The 16,066-nt window shown below is 59.7% G+C and carries 13 protein-coding genes; 5 read left to right on the top strand and 8 right to left on the bottom strand.

Annotated features, from left to right (window positions below; genetic code table 11):
* The first annotated feature begins 26 nt into the window (after window positions 1–26).
* Window positions 27–254: a hypothetical protein gene (locus ACJEIK_RS01315; protein ID WP_162563557.1), complete on the top strand. Its 228-nt coding sequence runs from the start codon at window positions 27–29 to the stop codon at window positions 252–254.
* A gap of 158 nt (window positions 255–412) precedes the next feature.
* Window positions 413–1,036, top strand: a complete 624-nt coding sequence (locus tag ACJEIK_RS01310; RefSeq protein ID WP_162563556.1) for a hypothetical protein — start codon at window positions 413–415, stop codon at window positions 1,034–1,036.
* Window positions 1,037–1,235: 199 nt separating this feature from the next.
* Here ACJEIK_RS01310 and ACJEIK_RS01305 read toward each other — a convergent pair whose 3' ends face one another.
* The 7 genes from ACJEIK_RS01305 to ACJEIK_RS01275 form a co-directional block, all read right to left on the bottom strand.
* Window positions 1,236–2,555, bottom strand: a complete 1,320-nt coding sequence (locus tag ACJEIK_RS01305; protein ID WP_162563511.1) for a hypothetical protein — start codon at window positions 2,553–2,555, stop codon at window positions 1,236–1,238.
* A complete protein-coding gene (locus tag ACJEIK_RS01300; protein ID WP_162563510.1) occupies window positions 2,548–3,807 on the bottom strand; it encodes a hypothetical protein in 1,260 nt (419 codons plus the stop codon). The genes ACJEIK_RS01305 and ACJEIK_RS01300 overlap by 8 nt, the downstream gene beginning before the upstream one ends.
* Before the next feature lie 43 nt (window positions 3,808–3,850).
* A complete protein-coding gene (locus tag ACJEIK_RS01295; RefSeq protein ID WP_082762334.1) occupies window positions 3,851–4,666 on the bottom strand; it encodes an SGNH/GDSL hydrolase family protein in 816 nt (271 codons plus the stop codon).
* Entirely contained in the window at window positions 4,666–5,907 is a 1,242-nt protein-coding gene (locus ACJEIK_RS01290) for a hypothetical protein (RefSeq protein WP_061004003.1), read from the bottom strand. Before ACJEIK_RS01290 ends, ACJEIK_RS01295 begins: the two co-directional genes overlap by 1 nt.
* Window positions 5,908–5,984: 77 nt before the next feature.
* Window positions 5,985–7,298, bottom strand: coding sequence for a hypothetical protein (locus ACJEIK_RS01285; RefSeq protein WP_061004000.1), 1,314 nt, complete (start codon window positions 7,296–7,298; stop codon window positions 5,985–5,987).
* A gap of 44 nt (window positions 7,299–7,342) precedes the next feature.
* Window positions 7,343–8,014, bottom strand: coding sequence for a hypothetical protein (locus tag ACJEIK_RS01280; protein ID WP_409430902.1), 672 nt, complete (start codon window positions 8,012–8,014; stop codon window positions 7,343–7,345).
* Window positions 8,015–9,413: 1,399 nt separating this feature from the next.
* Complete coding sequence (locus ACJEIK_RS01275) at window positions 9,414–10,619, bottom strand: lipase family protein (protein WP_409430901.1); 1,206 nt, start codon at window positions 10,617–10,619, stop codon at window positions 9,414–9,416.
* Window positions 10,620–11,764: 1,145 nt separating this feature from the next.
* On the opposite strand from ACJEIK_RS01275, the gene ACJEIK_RS01270 reads away from it, so the two are divergent.
* Window positions 11,765–12,490, top strand: coding sequence for a hypothetical protein (locus tag ACJEIK_RS01270; RefSeq protein WP_234785611.1), 726 nt, complete (start codon window positions 11,765–11,767; stop codon window positions 12,488–12,490).
* A 323-nt stretch (window positions 12,491–12,813) separates the two neighbouring features.
* On the top strand, window positions 12,814–13,782 hold the full coding sequence (locus tag ACJEIK_RS01265) for an NAD(P)-dependent oxidoreductase (protein ID WP_061003993.1): 969 nt from the start codon (window positions 12,814–12,816) through the stop codon (window positions 13,780–13,782).
* Between the two features lie 27 nt (window positions 13,783–13,809).
* On the opposite strand, the gene ACJEIK_RS01260 is transcribed toward ACJEIK_RS01265, so the two are convergent.
* Window positions 13,810–14,736 (bottom strand): glycosyltransferase family 4 protein, encoded by a 927-nt coding sequence (locus tag ACJEIK_RS01260; protein WP_162563507.1) that lies wholly within the window; start codon window positions 14,734–14,736, stop codon window positions 13,810–13,812.
* 33 nt (window positions 14,737–14,769) lie between these two features.
* On the opposite strand from ACJEIK_RS01260, the gene ACJEIK_RS01255 reads away from it, so the two are divergent.
* Window positions 14,770–16,017: an FkbM family methyltransferase gene (locus ACJEIK_RS01255; protein WP_162563506.1), complete on the top strand. Its 1,248-nt coding sequence runs from the start codon at window positions 14,770–14,772 to the stop codon at window positions 16,015–16,017.
* Window positions 16,018–16,066 lie beyond the last annotated feature (49 nt).

The raw sequence follows: 16,066 nt of genomic DNA, 5'->3' as shown, positions 1-16,066 counted from the left end.
TGAGACGTCCACTGTACGGTCGCCGATTGCTGCCAGATCCAGACATCGATGATGGCAGTCAGGACCTGCGTGCCGGCTTGAACCTGGACGGCAAGGTAGCGGCGCAGGGTATCTACGAATTCCTTAATGCTCCAACCCGTTTGGGCTTCGATCCAGTAACTCACGGCCACCGCAGCGTGCACGCTGCTCACGTGAGGCTTGAGGGACTTGCGCTTGCGGTGGATACGGCCTCGTCGATGAACTGGCGGTATTGACGTCGCCGACAAATATTTTGGCGATTCGCGTCCCTGGGCCGTTGCGGGAACGTAGCATCGGCTCATGCTCGAGCCTCGGCCGACAACTATTGATGCACATCGGCCGTGCCCGGCAGGCATCAGGTGGTCGTATCCGTTATGAGCCCGAAGGTGGCGCTATGACACTTCCATTTGGACGCTTCGCGGCGACACTTGGAGTGCTGCTGGCAGCTTCCGCAGCCTCGCTCAACAATGGTGGAATCGCTTCAGCCGGAGACCCGCTCGTCGGGCTGACTTATGGGGATGCGTCCGCGCAGATCAACAAGTGGAAGATGCATCCTGTCTATTCGACCATTATCGGCGACCCCGCCGACATGAAAAAGTGCATCGTTACTTCGTGGCGGAAAGAAGCGAAGACAGCAAGGATCTATTTGTCTCTGTACTGCGAGGAAAAGGTCGCGACAGCCGGCAATCCCGGGCGCTCAGCCGCAAGCCCAGAGGGTAACGCCGCAAAGAAGCACGACGAAACCGTCAGATGGCGTCAACAACACCCAGAGGACTGTCGCCAAGCGAAAGAGCAGCATCCCGAGTGGTTCAAGCAGCCCGTTGAAGGATGCGAGGACGCCTTCACGTCCCAGGCGGCCACTTCCCCATCCCAGACTGTCGAGCCCGCCCCCCAGACCGTCAGTTCCAGTCCGCCGCCAGTTGAGTCCGCTTCGCAAACGGTCGAGTCCGCTTCGCAAACGGTCGCGCCAGCGCCGCAGAAAGTCGACGCTGACGAACCCGCGACTGACTCACCCTGACCAAACCCCAAGATTTTTCGCGAAACACCGTGTGCGAGAGCATGTAGCTACGCGAAAGTGCCTGTCCTGCAATGGGCGAGCGAACTTTTCGGCGGTTCACTATTCTCGCGGAACGGTACGGCACCTCGCAGGCATGTGAAGAACATCGCGGGCCGACCGGCGCACGATCAGGCGCAGATGGAAGACCTGAAGGCAAAGGTCATCGTAGACCCACGAAACCGTCAGCGGCCACACGGCCGCTGACGTTGCCGACGTCTAGCGCAGAACCCACGACACGATCACGCACTAGGAATGATGCAATCATTCCGAATTCAGCCAGCGAGAACGTCCGCCATACCCCCCGCGATGAATACTCAATTGATAGGACAGCAATTAATAGGGCCAGCGCCAGTGGCACGTATTCCATAGCACGAAACCTACTGCGCTGGAGGTTGTAGGAGGTATAACAACACACCCAACCAAAAACGGCGAATAGTGCAAATTGCCCGAGTGCACCCGTTGCGCCATACCAACTTCCCGCAAATGACAACGGCGCCCATTCATACGGCCAATAGCGCTCAAGTTCCATTGGCTGACTGGTGCCCGGAAGGATATTGGCGTTCGCAATCAGCACCGGCAGGCCGACGTCGTAAATGACCGACTGCTCAGCCAACGGATATGACACGAATATTGACGCCAATAGTTGTTTCACCGGCGTCAGCAGCGAAACGGCGGAGGTCGATGAATCGTGTACAAATGTTGCGGCCAACGTTGGCAGGTTCAACAATCCGTGCGGGACTTCTCGGGCTTTCAATACGACCCCAAAAGTGAAAATCGACAATGCAATCAATGCGGCAGCGAGTGCCAGAGACGCCGGACGGATGCGGCGCGATTTGATACTTCGACCGATGAGAAGTACCACGCCCAGCAGCGGAAAAGCCAGGGAAGAACGGCTGCCAATACCGGCCAAGCCAATGAACCAGACAATCGACATACAGTAAATTGCGATACGCACTCCGCGGCGACGTTCGGCCGTCGACTGCACCAGTGATACCAGGCCCAAGGTGATTCCCACCGGAAACGTAGCTCGCAGCAGAAATAGGTTGCCATCATGCTCAAGGTACAACTGACGATTGAAGAAGCTGGGGCCGCTGCCAACAACAAATAGCACAAACGTCACCGCCAGTGCCGCCAACGTAATGGTCGTCATACGCTGCGAGGGACGCCAATCAACCGCGGACTGACGAAATGCATCCGGTACTCGAGGAATCAGAAACGTCGATACGGCACTACCAATACACGCCCACAGGAAAGCCTTCACCGCCAGTGATTCGCCGAACGGTGCTGCACTGATATTCGGCGGTAGGCCTGCACCACCAACGAACTTCGCCCACTCCCACACCGGCCCGCCGAGAGCCGCGATCAACATAACGAGTGATAACGCCACCGCCGGCGCAGCCGCAGACGTTCGGTTGATCATCGACCATCCGGCAGCGCCAACAGACACTGCCGCGATCAATAGCAGCAGGCCATTAGGCATCGTGTTTGCCGCCCACCCGTTCGGACAAGTAACGCGGCCCATATTCAGTGGATTCCTGCGCTTGACCAGCCCCCGCTGCAGAACGTTGCGTGGTCGATGCCTTTTCCTCCTCGAGGACATCGATAATCGGCCACGGGTTCGCGGGCACACTGCTCGTGGCAACGTCGGACCCGGACTGCTTCATTCTGCCGGGCCGGGGGCTGCGGACGATGAAGACCCCGTCGGCGGCTCGACCGTTCAGTTCGAGAAGTCGATTGAGTTCAACAACGGACTGGATACGGGTGAAATTGCGGCGGGTGACTATGACGGTTTCGAAATCATGGCCTCGAAGTGCCGCAGCGCCAACTGAGTCGTCCAACAACTCCGACGCCTCGATCAACGTCATTCCGTTGCTGTTGGGAGCGAATGGTTCCGCGCCTATATCAACTAATCGAAGCACACTCACCGGAAGATGCTCGTTTCGCAATTCTGCTGCCAACTTCTCAACGAACTCATGGCATTGATCCGCGCGTGTGGCTGAAACGAGCAACAGGGCGCCATCTTTGCGGCTTCGCCGGTGAAGCAACGCCGCCAGTCGGCGGAGGTCATTCGACGCGGCAGCTTGGATATAACGAATACCAAGGAGCCTGCGGGCGGCCCGCGGACCAGTCACAACTGGATTTCGCCGCCTATACCAACCACACAATGCGAGTCCGATCAGTCCACCGCTGAGCGTGGTGGCGCTCACGAGCTGCCAGGGCGGCAGACCCTTTCGTTTGGCTGTAATACCGTCCGGCGGTCCGAGCAATGTCAGCGCAGGTCCCTGACGAAGGCCACTCTGGTCCTCAACTGATTTCGCGAACTCGGGCAGCACGAGTGCGTATCCCCGAGCCACAGCCACCGCCGCCTCGGCAGTCGGGCCACTCGCTTCCAGTTCTATGAGCGATGTCTGATGTACGCCTGTCGCTTTCACTCGGCGCTTGATTGCCTGTGCACCATCCGGTTCATTCAGCGCAGCTGCGACGGCTCGCGCCAGCGGTTCGCTTTCGATCAACGAGAGGTACAACTTAGCCCGGTTTTCCGCATATTGGGTTCCCATGACCGCGTCCGAAAGACTGCTTGCCCTCGGGGGGGCGGCATAGTATGTCGCCCGTGCAACAAACTTGTCTTTAGGGAAGACAACAATCGCGATTCCGACGGCAAATCCAATTGCCAACGCCGCCAACAACACCAGCGAGGTCCGCCCCATCAGCTGGCGAAATTTGTTCCTCATTCGGGCCGCTCCCCTAATCCGATCGTTCGCAATCTGGGATTCGCTATCCAGCGTGGAATGCATTCGGCGTCACCGTTTCGCTCGGAACTGACACATCTCCGCGTGCCGGTGATTGAGTTCCGGACGCGGACCGGTCCAGCGCGTCCGATACCAGCGGCGCCATCAACACGGCCATCTTGTGGTGGCCCTCATCGGTCGGATGGATTCCGTCCGGAGCCACAAGTCCGGGTTCGCTGAACCAGTGATCGCCCAAGGGGTCGATGAAAATGGCGCCGGCAGCTTGCGCTGCGGCCTTGACCGCGTCCCGCGTCTGTAACAATCGTGGTGGCGGATTGTCATCGATCCACGATGGTCCCACCACCAAGAGCACCGCGCCAGGCGCCGTTTGGTGCACGGTTGCGTAGGTTTGCGCTGCCGCCGCGAGGACGTCCCGCGGCTCCGCGACCATGTCGTCTCGGCTTCCCGCAATGACAACCACGTTTGCGTCGGATGTCACAATCGATTGAACCCGGTCAGGAAACGTTGTCAGTGCACCCCTGATGACATAGCCGGACCCTCCGGAATTGTCGGCCACCACGCGAATGGGATGATCTGGTCCGACCAAGGCCGCTACTTGGGCTGTCCAATTTCTGTCGCCCTCGCCACCTTGATCGGATCCGGCCGTGAAATCTCCGATAAACACCGCCGTTGCCGGCACCGCGTCCGCCGCTGGAGACGATGTTTTTGACGTACTGACGTGAACGCCTCGAAAGTGATCGGGCGGAGTCGTTGCCGCATTCCAGTGATTCACTGCGACCGCGAGGATCGCAACCGTGACGACCAGCAGTGCCACAACCACATTGCCAAGAACTTTCGACATCACCCCCGACCTCCCGCATGTACGAGCCCGCCGAACCTCAGTCGGTTGCGGGCACTCCGCGGCTGACGTCGCCTCACAATCTGAAGTCCACAAACTGTGGTGAACATGGCGCTGGCGGCAAGCGCCAAACCGATTGCAGCCGATGTCACGAAGACTATGCCCGCTGCCGTGCACGCGCACAATTGGATACCCAATTGTATTAGTTTGAACCTAATCAGCAGTTTGCTGAGACCGCACGCTTGCAGATAGCTATAGACACTGACCAACCAGCACAACATGGCTGACTCAAGTCCCACGTACGGCACCAATTCCGCGGCAGGTTTCCAGCTGGATCCGATCAGAGCCGCACCCATCGACGACGGCGTCACCATCAACACCGTTGTAGCGACGAGGGTTAGAACTGACATTGCGAGCGACGACTTCACCAGTAGATGCCACTCGTCGTCAACAGAACCGGCGGCACGCCGCGCATGCGGCACGAAGACCAGTGGCACAGCACTGATCAGAATCGTAATGGGTCCAAACAGTGCATATGCGCCACGCAAGCCGGCGGCAGCAGCAGAGCCCACGAGGGTAGCCGCAATCGATAGGACCAACACGACGCCAAGCTGGTTGACGGACCACAAACCCCCGAATCGAACGCGGGCCCGCCAGTAGGTCAACCACCAACCCATAAGATCCGCGGATCGAGGAAGAACGCCCGTTACTGCGAGTGGAATCGCGCAAGCAACAACCGCGCCGACACCCCAACAGCCGACCACAGAAAGCGGTAACGCGCCGACCCCGATCAGGTTCGCGACGAACAAGCCCGCCATACACGCCGTCCAGAAGCCATCTGACAACACCGCCACAACCGGCCGGTTCAAGGCGATGCAAGCCATCCTGAGTACGTCCTGCGCCAGAACGAAGGGGATGGCGAGAGCAAACGCGACGCCGACCGTCCAGTCGCCCATAACTCCGCCAGCTACCAGCAAAGCCGGAGCAGCACCAACAACCGCCACAAGAAAAGCCCAGGACAGTGCGTACCCCGATTCGGCGAGGATCGCGGATCTAGGTAGGTTGCTCACCAACAGCACCGGTGTTCCGAGGCCTCCTCGATTGAATCCGAGGAAAGTCAAAGCCACCGCCACGAGAATTCCGATAGTTGCGAATTCGTCCACACTCGAGACCTGACCGAGCGCAAAAAGCATCAGGGCGTTACTGGCACTCGACAGCAATTGGTCGGTGGCGGTGAGAATCACGGACCGACCACCGGTGCCAACCGGTGCGTTGCTTCCCTTCTCTGGCCCACCGACAGCCAAGCTACCGATTGACGTGCTCATGGTTCCGAGCTGGCAACCGTGGCAGGGGCGAGATCGGTAGGCACCGACTCCCTGCCGGCTTTTCGAACGGCTCGCTGGCCGTCCTCGGACACCACCACGATTCCGACCAGGCGACATTCGAGCGCCTCGAGCGTCAGCGCGGCTTCGACAAGATCTGAGAGCAGCGATACGTGCAGCGTTGCTACCAGTAGACAGGCATCGACGAAGCCGCTCAACGCAGCACCAACCGGCGATGCCAGAATCGATGGCGCCACCACAACCATCTGGCCATCTGCATCCACTGGCAACTCCAGACCGTTCCTATTGGCACGTATCAGCAACTCGTCGAGCCGCCCACGCTGAGAACCGGCAGAAACAGTTGCCACGCTGCCGGCCTGCGGCAATTCCGTGCAGGCCTGCCAAGGTGCTAGTCCAGCTAGGAAATCCGACAACCCCGGACGCGACGAATCTTCGTCGGTGCCGGTATCCAATAACACGGTCGCGCGACCATATGAGGCGAAGCCGACTGCAAGGCCGTGCGCGACGTCGAAGGTCGGAGCTTCTGCGCCGACTCCACTCACCATCAGGCGGGTTCCTCCGCGATCGTCGCTCATGAGGCATTCGACAGCCAGCTTTCTAAATCCCTCCTGCGAATTCTGCCGACCGTTGTCGCCTATCGTGGCGATTCCGCGATATGTCAGGCCGACTCGGGCCAGCTGACCCGGACTGCGCAGCACCTCGTCCGTCCTATCCCGGTAGAGTGCGATCGCGATCCCCGATACCAAACCCGCTATAGCTGCCAATACCGCGGTAGTAATCGGATTGTTGACCCTGGTAACTTCCGGTGGATCACCAGTCAACCGCACAGCCGTGCGTGACCCGTCCCGTCCGGGCTGCTCGATTTCTTTGACGTACTCCTCAAATACCTGCTCGACCATGGTCACGATCCGTGCGGCATCGTCCGGAGTTCTGGCTTTGGCCGTCACAACCACCATCGGCATGGCAGCCGAGATGCGCGCATCCAACGACCTCTCGATCATTTCAGGTGTGAAGCGTCCCCCCAGGGCCGTTGCTGCGCGCCTTGCAACCTCAGGTCCCCGTAATATTTGGGCATAGGTGGGCGCCCGGAGCTGCGAGATTCGTTCCCCGTTGTACGCATCCATCGCGGATCCCAAGCTGCCATACGTCGCGATCATGACGCGCGCCTGCGCCTGATAGTCGACAGGTCCTGCGAGAGTCCAAGCAAGCGCGAGCGAGACACCCAACAGCATCGCGGAAGCGATCACTCGCCACCGCTCGCCTGCGACCCGCAAGATCTCCTGGATTTCCATTGACTTGCCTTACTGTGAAACCGTGTTGTCGTGGAGTTGCGCCGTCATCCGGCCTCGACATAAGTGAAATATGCGCGGTCATCGGTCGCGGCGTTCTTCTGGTAGGCCTCGAAATTCGCGATACTTCCTCTGTTGGCCGTGATCCGAGGATCACTGTGCACTCGCACCCGACCGTCAGGTCCCTTGATTTTTGCTATACCCGTTTCGTAATTGACTTCCATCTGGACCTCATGCTCTGTGTTGTCAGAAAGCGGCGCATCGAATTTCGAGGTATCCAAAAAACTCAGCCGACCATCATTCACCACGCCAAATGCGACCTGCGTGGGAGATACGATGAGGTAACACGGAGACGTAAGGTGGGCCATCAAATTCTCGGACTTTGGCGCAGGATCAGCACTCACCAGAATGACGGCCGCACCGTTGCCCGTCGAGCCCGCACCGACGAACCCGAACTTTGCGGTGATCATAGTTACCGCTGATGGAAGATCCGCGGACAGAATGCCGGCCGCAGCACCGTCGGTCACGGCATTGTTGGTCAATCTCCCGTCTACCACTGAGAGTTCGGAACCCGCTGCTCCATTACTCGAATTGGACCAAGTTTGGCCGCTGGTTGCCTTTGGTACGGCGCCGTTGGACATCGCCGCGAAGTTTGCAATCAGCGTTGGGGTTACTCGGTGGACAGGTAGCCGGTTGATTCCCCAAACGGCCGCCAGCACTGCAACGACTGTTACCACTCCGAATACATAGCCGACGGTCAAGTCGCGTACGGACCACTTCGGAGACTTCGCCCTCCCGCGCCCCTTCGGATCTATTGCGCGAGACGACGGAGACCTGCCCTCACGCGGTTGCGCGCCATCAGTGTGCCGAGTGGCGAGTTGTCTCATCATTCGCAGCATCCGATCGCAGATACCTCATCGGCGATGTCAACCACGCGCGACAACGCTGATTCAACCAGCGTTCGGTCGAATTGTGACCCGAAGAATGAAGCGCTCAAGTGCAATTGCGATCCCACGCGACCCATGACCAGACTGATTTGGTTCGAAGACCCCAGCGGCGCCAGCCCCAGAAACAGACCATCGCTGGCGGATCGCCATTGGATCGTTCGCGACGCTGACTCACCGTGGTCTGAGACCGTAAGCGTGGCCGTTCGATTCTCACACCGTTGGACATCATGTGAGATACCCGATCGCAACATATCGCGGCCGTTAGCCAAACCAAATCTGACCAGCGTCCGACACCCGCTTGTGTACTCCGCCAATGCAGTAGCGATTGGCACAGCGCCGAATGGCGGCGAAACAGCGATCGGAGCGACCCCCTGAAAGTTCGACAGTGCTTCTACTTCCGGTGGCAAATGGCGGTTCAAGTCGACCAATACACCGACGTATGGCTCTGCGCGTATTCCAACCGACTCTAGCGATTTCAGCGCCGATGACACTACGCACGCCAGGGTGGTGACTGTCGGCGATGTCGTATCGCGCCGAGCGCGGAGCTTGTCCAAAAAATGAACATCGCTGCGCGCGTATACGAGCTGCCGAGACTCGGTGAAACTGCCGTTCGCAACGGGCCGGTTTGGGCGCCGCCCCATTTCACTCAGTGCGTGCAACATCGCTACTGGGTTCTCTCGCACCTCGTGAACGAATGCGCGCAACCCAGGTCGGGTGCAGACTGTCGAGGCCCGCGGCTCCGCGTATCCCGGTGAGTCCGACGTGATCGCTGCAATCAGCTTAGAGATGAGGCGGCCACCTCCGAGGCCATGGTCGAATTCAAGTAAGAGCCACGGCGCGGCCAAGTGAATGTGCATCGGCGCAGGTCGTGATCTTGGAAACGGGAAGTCCACAATCACTCTTGCGGGATCGGTCATGTCAGGTGCCGGCCCTTCCGTCACCACGAATGCCTCCGTAGTACGGTCGAATTCCCAACGTGTGTCCGACGGATCAGGAATCAACCCAATCCGATTCTGCGGTCCTTGAGAAGCAATGACCTGCAAGCGGTTTCGTATTGCGCGCGAATCGTCCATGTTGGCGAGGGGCCCGACCAAGTACCGAGCCGTCTGGCCCGCATTACGGCGGTCATAGCGGCTGACAGTCACACGTTCTGTCGTCGCATCATCGGGCATCACGGTAGATCGCCGCACCCTTGCGGAACGGGCAGCCCAGCGAATCGCTCACTGATCCAGTGCAACGTTACGGCGTCATGGCCAAGGTTGGACTGGCCAACTCCTTGTATCTCCATGTGCTGAACACGCCCGCCGAGGTTGCAGGCGCGCTCGACCGCCCCGCTCACCCAACTGGGCATGATGGACTCGTCCTTCGATCCGTTCATCACCAGCATTGGCACGGTCAGAGGGCCCTGAGGCAATGCGATGCGCCTGAGAGCGTCCCTGAGCGCCGTCGCATCGGCGACAGTAGTCGGCTTGACGTCGTCAGATTTTGCGAGACGTGCTCGAGTGTGCAGTGCCTCAGGACCGCAGCCGGTGATGGTGTTCAACTCCTTGGCCGTCTCACCTCGCAGGTAATGACTGACCACTATGGTTCGGTCATATCGAGCCAATCCATCGACCACCAGTGGCATCAACGCGCTCTGCCACCCTGTCAGCGCACCGCTGAAAGCGCGGTCTGCCAAATCGCTGATATTCACTGCGGGTGACAACGCCACAGTCCCCTGCAATTGCAAACCGTCGCCATACGTGCCGTTCAACTCGTTGACCGCCCAGGCGGCTTGCCCCCCTTGGGATGGCCCGAATGCCACCCACCGGTCCGACACTGAGCCAAAGAGAGCACGCAACGCCCTCACCGAATCGATGACATTGAACGCTGAGGTACGCGGCTCTAGATAGGGATGCAGCCCCTGTTCGCGAAGTCCTTGGTAGTCAGTAGCCGCAACCGCATACCCCTTCGAGAGCAGTGCAACAACGAGCCCTGCCTCCCCCCGCAGATCAGCCGTCTGCGAAGGTGCGCAACCATGCTGTGTTCCGGAGGTCCCGTGCGCGAGAGCAACGACCGGCCAGCCGCCCTGCGGTGGTTCACCCAGAGGAATGAAGAAGGCTCCGGATACCTCCGTGCGTGCGCCAGTAACTCCTGAAGTTGACTGGTAATCAGCTTGTTTCGCCGCCGCAGCGTGTGCGCCGATTCTCTCCGACAGGGGATCCAACTGCGATTGTGAAATGATTTGGCCACGACTCTCGCGAACCTCAGTCGCGATCGTCGGCACCGGAGACGGAAGCGGCTCGTCGTATGTCAATCCGGACGCTGCGAAGCCAGCGTCGTCGGATGTGCAGCCGCTGCCGAGCGATGCGACAACGAACAGCACGGCCGCCGTCACACACATACCTCGAGCGCTCACTCCATATCCTCCGCGCCGGTCCTGAGCCAGCGCGCGGCGAGGGTGACACCGGTGATCAATGCCCTTTTCGTCACGTCGGACTTCCCATCGGTTCCAGGAGCGCTCTCGACTGAGGCCCTGCACTTGTTGCCGCTGTCAGGTCTCTGGTTTCGCAGCGTAACGGGAGTTTAGTGACGCCGTCGTAAATTGAGAATACTGATGTTCGCGCTGGTCGCGGGCCGATTTGAGGTACCGGTCGACCGTCGCTGCGCGCATCCCCGCAGCTCGGCGATCTCCCTACCGGTCGCGAACTACTTGTCCAGATGCCCGGCGGCATCCAGCAGCGGCAGCGACTGGCCGGGCATCACCACCAGGTAAGTGCCGCGCGGCATCCCCATCTGGACCCCGGCATCGTCCAGCACCGCCCTGGCATCGTCACTGAAGCCCCCGGGTCCGCAATCCCCGACGCGCTCGAACCAGGTGAGCTACGCGCATAGATCGCTCTCCGGTCAGCAGCGATTAACCCCAATACCGCCAAGGTGATTCGATCTCCTCAATACAATCGAGACTTCCGCGCAGTGAGGCCGCAGCCTCCGCTTGAGGAGGTTCCGGTGGCACGCGACAGCGCCCACGACCCACATGCTCGCGACTCGGTGTTCTCGCGGCGAGCGACGATGATTGCCGGACTCGGGTTAGTCGCTGGCTCAGCCCTGGCAAGTTGCGGAACAACCTCACGGTCGCCGGCATCCCCGCAGCCAGTCGGCACGAACGCCACCCCCACCGGTCCGCCGACAGATCCACACTTCGCAGGGCATGCAGTTGCCACGGACGCGCAGTTTGAAGGAGGGGCCGACCCAACTGCAAAGCGAGATTCCGGCCCCGCGATCCGTGCCGCTGTCGCGTCGGGACGACCGGTCTATCTGCCACCCGGGCAGTACCTATATTACGGTCCCGGAATCAATCACAGCGCGCCAACAATAGCCGGTGCCGGACAGGGAGCTACGACCGTCTCCCTCGCACCAGATGCGTTTTTCATCGACTCCGACCAGCCTTGGCTGCGCTTAAGCCTCACCGGAATCCGTTTCGACGGCGGGTTAGGGCACATACGAAATAGATTCCGAGGGTCGAATGTCAACGATTTGTACGTGGTTAGTGACTGCGCGTTCGTAAACTACAAAAGCTGCAGCATTTCAACCAACAGCAGCGACAATCCCTACTGGAAAATTACGCGCAACATTTTCCACGCGGCTGATTGCCGGGCTTCGATGGGTATCGCATTATCGGGCCTGACTGACGGCACGAGCATCAGCGACAACTCGTTCCGCGTCAATCGGATTCACATTAAACTCTCAGCTGGCGGCAACAATACCTACATCACCAACAACGACTTTCTCCGCTTCGGACCACCAGATGGGCCTCCACGTATAGATGTATGGTTCGTTCCCGCAGAGACGGATGTCAACGCGGGCGCGGGGATGGTGTTGAATCGATGCAAATTTGGCAATGAGTACCTCGACAGAATAGATCTACGTATCGTCTACGCCGACGAATCCGCGGGGCCAGCACAGAACGAGAGATGGCCTGTTCTCGAAAAACCATCCACAGGCTGGATCGGCGGCCACACCATATCCGAGGTCCTGTCAAATGGGATAGGCGATCTCGCACACATTCCACTGATACGGTCGACCACATCGAATATCGTTGGTGGATACTACGGTCCGATCACCCAAAGCGGCAGCTCGGGAGCGCCCATCATGTCCACAATGGTACCGCTGCGAGACGGCGGCGAAAGTAATAGATTCGGTCCCCTGCTGCTCGCGAACGGCGCCCGCGGCCCGATCCCCGAATTGGTCGTCTCCGACAACCGCTAGCCAGCCCGGTTTTTCGCGGAACGCCGTACGCGGGGTCTATAGATTCGCGAATGTACCTGTGTTGCAGGGGATAGTTGGACTTGCCTGGCCCTTCATTTCATGCGACTTGGCGCTGCGTTGGTCTGGCGTTGAATTGTGTTGATAGCTAGCGATTTTCGTGGTGACAATCACAAGTGGGGCGAACGCCGCAATCGACGCATCGACGACGGAAGGGGCCTGAGTGATCGCGCGGCCGGCCGAGCACGAACGGACCGTTGAAGTTTCCGATGGGAACTTGACGCGACACGCGCTCAGGTCGGTGCGCACTACGGTACGGTGCCGTCATGCGGGTGCTCGTAACAGGAGGATCTGGGTTCATTGGCACGAACATCGTCGAAGGATTTCTGGAACGCGGCGACAGTGTTCTCAGTATCGACATAGCGGCACCCAGAAATGTCGATCACATTGCCGTCTACCGCGAGGTGGACATCATGGACCGACAGTCGCTCGGGATTGTCTTTGACGACTTCCGCCCAGAGGCAGTGCTTCACTTCGCAGCTCGTGCGGTTTTGGAGGAGCACAAGGGGTTGGAGCACTTCGACACGAACATCACTGGGGTACGGAACATCATCGATGCTGTTCGCGCCACTGGTGGCGTACGCCGCACGATATTTGCGTCTACCCGTTTGGTCTTCGACCTTGGCTACGAGCCCCGTCACGAAACGGACTACAGCGCCTCGACGCTGTATGGAGTGAGCAAGGCAAGGGGCGAGGACATCGTTCGAGCCGCGTCTGATGATCTCGACGTCTGGACGATAGTTCGGCCGACTGGCATTTGGGGTCCTTGGTTTGGTGAACCATACCGATCGTTCTTCGAGATGGTCGAGCGAGGCATGTACGTCAATCCCTCCAGTCGTGCCGTGCACAAGGGCTACGGCTACGTTGGGAATTCCGTGCATCAGCTACACCGGCTCCTCGAAGCGCCGAAGGAACTCGTGCATGAAAAGACATTCTGGCTGGCCGATTATCAACCCGTGGTGGTTGCGGAGTGGGCATCGCAAATCGCGGAGGCGTTCGGGTCTCGCCCAATCCGCAGAGTGCCATACGCGGCGCTTCGGGTCGCCGCTGCCGCGGGGGACGCTTTGGCACGAATTGGGGTCAGGTTCCCGATGACGAGCTTTCGGCTGAACAATCTGACGACGGACATGACATTCGACATGTCCGGAACAGAGGCTGTAGCCGGCCCCTTGCCGTTCTCACTCGATCAGGGCACGGTTCTCACGATTGATTGGCTTCGATCTCATCGAGGGTGAACCCGCAGGGCCGTCGATCTACTTCGTCTATCTGGCGGCCGGGGACGCTGCGAGCTGCGCTACGAGCGCCTCATGCTGGGCCGCCGATCGGGCGCATTCATCACGCAGCCACTCCTTGATCGCGATCGCTCGCCGATTATGCTCTGGCTCCGACCATGTCTGGTTGCGGAGATAGTTCGTCACGAAGGCGGTGAAATCCGCATTGCGCTCACACACGGCGCCGCCAACATCTTCTCGAACGATTTCGGCGATCAGCCCGCGGTCAGTCGCGACTACCGGAACTCCGGCGGCGAGCGCCTCGTACACCACAAGTGGCGCCGCCTCCTGTTTGAACTCAGTGGGGAAAAGGAAGACGTCGATCTCCCGATAGAATTTGAGCTTGTCGTCACCAGCGAGTGGCCCAGCATGGCGTACTGAGTTGCCGTGACTAGCAACAAGATTTGTAAGGCGATCAGCTACGGCTTGCTCGAGGATCGGCCCCGCTAGTACAAGCGTTGCATCGATACCGGCAGCTCGCACAGCCTCAAACGCGTCGGCAACTGCGAAGAACCCTTTGTCGGCGCACAAGTTGCTCAGATGCCCAATCCGTAGCGGCCCTGCACCCCGAGAAAGGGGCTGACACTCCGCTTCCTGTCTGACGAAGCTCGCGTTCGTTGCGACCCGAAAAGAGACGTCTCCGTACTGGCGTTGAAAGGCTTCTGCCATGCCTTCGGTAAGGAACACATGAGTTGCTGTGCCGCGGGCGATACGCGCTACCGCAGCGATTGCCCGATCGTGCTCCTCGACATAGCGGCAGGAATGATGGTGAATCACGACGGCGCCGTATCGACGTGCAGCGGCCGTCATGTGGGCACGCGTATACCAGGCACCGAGCCCCGCGTCGGGGACGATGTACAGGGTCTTCTGGCGATCTGCCGTAGCTCGCGCTCGCAAAAGCCCGTGCGCGTTGGCCATTAATCGGCGAGCGTGGTAAGTAACGCCCCGGTTGTGGGCCAGCGACGGGCCGGCCAGGTTCACCCGAGTCACCTCAACGCCAGCCACGGTGAGTTCGGCTTCGACCGCGGCGTTGACGAACGCTGCTCCGCCGACTGGTGGCGGGAACGCGCCTATCATCACAACACGCGCGCGGCTCATGAAATTGAACCATTGGTCATGTCGTTCCATTCGCTTGTTCGGTCGATCATTGCGCCACGGGGTAACGCGCGGCAGGTGGTGAAAGCTGGAGATTTGTCGGGCATTGTTGTTAATTCACAGCTGATTTCGTCTCCGATGCCACCCACAACACGTATTCTCGCACCATATTATGCGGACACGCTGGAGAACCGAACAAGCGTCGCCAGACCGCCAAAGGCGTTACATCGGCCCGCACGGAAGGATTTTCAAGCACTTGAAAACCCGATGCTGGGGTTGCCCAGCCTCCCCTCCACGTTCGCGCACGCGCAACGCCACGTCGCCCCTCGGCGTCTGCTGCCTGGATGGCCTGTGATGCCGGCACGGAGTGCCCGGCGTCGCATCCTCGAAGCCGTGCGCAAAGCGCGAAAGTTCGCAAAACTCATCCAGCAGCCAGAGTGGCGGCGTGGCATGCGATCCGGCGTCGCGGCGACCGTAGAGCACGATGCCCTACCTCTGCGCCCCGATCTGCGCACCGTCATCGACGTCGGTGCAAATCGGGGGCAGTTCACCCTGTACGCGTGTACTCGATTTCCAACAGCAGAAGTCGTTGCGTTCGAGCCTCTTCCGGTGGCGAGAGGTCAGATGCTGCGACTTTTCGACAAGGAGGACCGCGTAACTGTCGCTCCGTTCGCCTTGGGAGAGGCCAACGGAGAGATGGACATCCATCTCAGCGCCAGAGACGACTCGTCCTCGCTGCTCCCGATCGGCGGACGCCAGACATCGATATTTCCGGGCACCGAAGAAGTTGGAACGATTCGCGCGTCGATTCGGACCCTCGACGACGCGTTGGCTGACCGCGAGATCGCCCGTCCCGCGCTTCTCAAGATCGATGTGCAGGGTTTCGAATTGCCGGTTCTTCGAGGGGCCGAAAAGACGCTCCAACATCTCGACCAGATCTTGATCGAAGCATCGTTCGTGGAGCTCTACGAGGGGCAGTCACTGTTCCCAGAAGTATCCCGCTATCTCGAAGACCGCGGCTTTCATATTGTCGCCGGGCACATTTCGACATTCGACTCGTCGGGTCGCTGGCTGCAGGGCGATTTCGTGTACGAGCGCGAGTGATCGGATCGCATGCGCTCTTCAACGTCAAGCCCACGAACCACATCGCTGA

Source organism: Mycobacterium sp. SMC-16 (genome assembly GCF_046250085.1).
Lineage (GTDB): Bacteria > Actinomycetota > Actinomycetes > Mycobacteriales > Mycobacteriaceae > Mycobacterium > Mycobacterium phocaicum.
Note: the sequence above shows the minus strand (reverse complement) of the source record. Positions and strands in the feature narration are given on the sequence as shown.

What these genes read in the sequence shown, in the direction of transcription:
- ACJEIK_RS01260 (WP_162563507.1), bottom strand. Translation starts at nt 14,736, where the DNA reads ATGGCCAACGCGCACGGGCTTTTGCGAGCGCGAGCTACGGCAGATCGC.
- ACJEIK_RS01305 (WP_162563511.1), bottom strand. Translation starts at nt 2,555, where the DNA reads ATGCCTAATGGCCTGCTGCTATTGATCGCGGCAGTGTCTGTTGGCGCT.
- ACJEIK_RS01295 (WP_082762334.1), bottom strand. Translation starts at nt 4,666, where the DNA reads ATGTCGAAAGTTCTTGGCAATGTGGTTGTGGCACTGCTGGTCGTCACG.
- ACJEIK_RS01265 (WP_061003993.1), top strand. Translation starts at nt 12,814, where the DNA reads ATGCGGGTGCTCGTAACAGGAGGATCTGGGTTCATTGGCACGAACATC.
- ACJEIK_RS01300 (WP_162563510.1), bottom strand. Translation starts at nt 3,807, where the DNA reads ATGAGGAACAAATTTCGCCAGCTGATGGGGCGGACCTCGCTGGTGTTG.
- ACJEIK_RS01310 (WP_162563556.1), top strand. Translation starts at nt 413, where the DNA reads ATGACACTTCCATTTGGACGCTTCGCGGCGACACTTGGAGTGCTGCTG.
- ACJEIK_RS01285 (WP_061004000.1), bottom strand. Translation starts at nt 7,298, where the DNA reads ATGGAAATCCAGGAGATCTTGCGGGTCGCAGGCGAGCGGTGGCGAGTG.